Source organism: Promineifilum sp. (SeqCode) (assembly GCF_041918635.1).
Taxonomy (GTDB): domain Bacteria; phylum Chloroflexota; class Anaerolineae; order Promineifilales; family Promineifilaceae; genus Promineifilum.
This window is the reverse complement of sequence record NZ_JAYRVJ010000344.1, coordinates 1-1,816: the sequence shown is the minus strand read 5'-3', so window position 1 is coordinate 1,816 and position 1,816 is coordinate 1. Positions and strand designations below refer to the sequence as shown.

Genomic DNA, 1,816 nt, shown 5'->3' with positions numbered 1-1,816 from the left:
CGCTCATTCGCCAACTGGCCGCCGGCCGCTCCGGCTTCGTCACCCACCGCGAGTTGGCCGCCGCGCTGCTGGCCGACCCGCGTGGCCGCCGCCACATCGACCGCGCCCGCGAACTGGGCGGCGACCGCAATACGCCGGAGGCCATCGCCTCCAACATCGTCGCCTGGTTCAGCCAGGAGATCACCGAGGGCGTCTCCCTCTTCCGGCGCGACTTCGAGCGCAAGAAGGTGGATGGGCGGTGGGCGTACCGGCCGAGAGGAATGGGACGCTAATGACGCGGATGGGGCGCTGATTTTCGCCATCCAGATAGTCTGAGCGGCGTCAATCAGCGGCGAATCCGCGTCATCAGCGTCCCATCGCTTTCCATCCCGATTCGGCCCGTTTGCGTTATACTACGCGGGGAGAAACATCTCGCAGTGAGAGGTGGATGATCAACCGATGGTACGCGAAACTGTAGATGTAACTGAACTGGCAAATCGCCTGGCAGAACTGTTGACGCTTATCTCCGAAGGCGGCGAAGTAACTGTCCTAAAGGGCGAGCACCCCGTCGCCCGTCTCGTGCCAATGGCCGGCTCCGCGCCGGCGCGCATTCCCGGCCTCCACGCTGGCGCGGCTTGGATCAGCGATGACTTTGATGATCCCTTGCCCGAATCTTTCTGGGCCGGCGACGAATGAAGCTGCTATTCGACACCCATACCTTCTTATGGGGGGATGGGGAACCCGAGCGTCTATCTTCCACCGTTCTGAGTTTGTGCCAGGACCCGGCTAACGTGCTGTTGCTCAGCGTCGCCAGCGCTTGGGAGATGCAGATCAAGGCTCAGCTTGGCAAACTCAAATTGAAACAACCATTGGCCCGTCTTGTCCGTGACCAACAACGGGCCAACGACCTGCGCGTGCTTCCCATTGTACTCAAGCACGTCATCGCTCTACAGAAACTGCCCGACTATTATCGAGACCCGTTTGACCGGCTCCTGGTTGCCCAGGCGATGATCGAAAAAGCCGTTTTGTTGACCCGCGATACTCATATCTCGCAATATGGGATTGAGGTCGCGTGGTAATCCGGTCTGGATAAGCCAAATAGCACGTTGCTGACAGTGATGATCGTCAAGGGAAATCCAATTCACTTCCACGCGCGGGAAACTGCATCCCTCTATATCCTGCTTCTCTTTTTGCTTTCCGCCTGCAGCCCTCGCGTCCCCGCCGCGCCGCCGGCCGAGGCGATCGTCGCCGCGGCGTCGCCCACAACGACGCCCAGCGCCACGCCCACTCTGACCCCTTCCCCCACGGTGACGGCCACACCCACGCCGACCTCCACGGCCACGGCGACGCCCACTATCACGCCCACCCCCGAGCATCCGCTGATGATCGAGGTCATGCGCCGCCAGTCGTACCCCGGCAGCGAACTGGTCATCGAAAGCCAACTGGAGTCGGGCGAGAACTACGACCGCTACATCGCCTCCTACCTGTCGGAGGGGAACAAGATTTACGCCCTGCTGACCGTGCCCTTCGGCCCGCCGCCGGAGACGGGCTGGCCCATCATCGTCTTCAACCACGGCTACGTGCCACCCGACGAGTACCGCACTACCCTGCGCTACGTCGAATACGTCAACTACTTCGCCCGCGCCGGCTACATCGTCTTCCGCTCCGACTACCGCGGCCACGGCGACTCCGAAGGGGAAGCCCGCGGCCCCTATAGCAACTCCGACTACGTGATTGACGTGCTCAACGGTATGGCCGCCGTCAGCACCCACCCGGCGGCCGATGCCAACCGCATCGGCATGTGGGGGCACTCGATGGGCGGCTACATCACGCTGCG

At 62.4% G+C, this 1,816-nt stretch carries 4 protein-coding genes; all 4 read left to right on the top strand.

Annotated features, from left to right (window positions below; translation table 11 throughout):
* The coding region (locus ACE3UY_RS11035) for a hypothetical protein (protein WP_374687583.1) at positions 1-272 on the top strand (272 nt) is incomplete at its 5' end.
* Between the two features lie 166 nt (positions 273-438).
* Entirely contained in the window at positions 439-675 is a 237-nt protein-coding gene (locus ACE3UY_RS11030) for a type II toxin-antitoxin system Phd/YefM family antitoxin (protein ID WP_374687582.1), read from the top strand.
* Positions 672-1,058: a type II toxin-antitoxin system VapC family toxin gene (locus ACE3UY_RS11025; RefSeq protein WP_374687581.1), complete on the top strand. Its 387-nt coding sequence runs from the start codon at positions 672-674 to the stop codon at positions 1,056-1,058. The genes ACE3UY_RS11030 and ACE3UY_RS11025 overlap by 4 nt, the downstream gene beginning before the upstream one ends.
* 111 nt (positions 1,059-1,169) lie before the next feature.
* Positions 1,170-1,816: alpha/beta hydrolase family protein (locus ACE3UY_RS11020; RefSeq protein ID WP_374687580.1), on the top strand; the 647-nt coding region annotated here is incomplete at its 3' end.

Excerpts from the sequence above, each read along its gene's own strand:
- ACE3UY_RS11030 (WP_374687582.1), top strand. The coding sequence starts at position 439 with ATGGTACGCGAAACTGTAGATGTAACTGAACTGGCAAATCGCCTGGCA.
- ACE3UY_RS11025 (WP_374687581.1), top strand. The coding sequence starts at position 672 with ATGAAGCTGCTATTCGACACCCATACCTTCTTATGGGGGGATGGGGAA.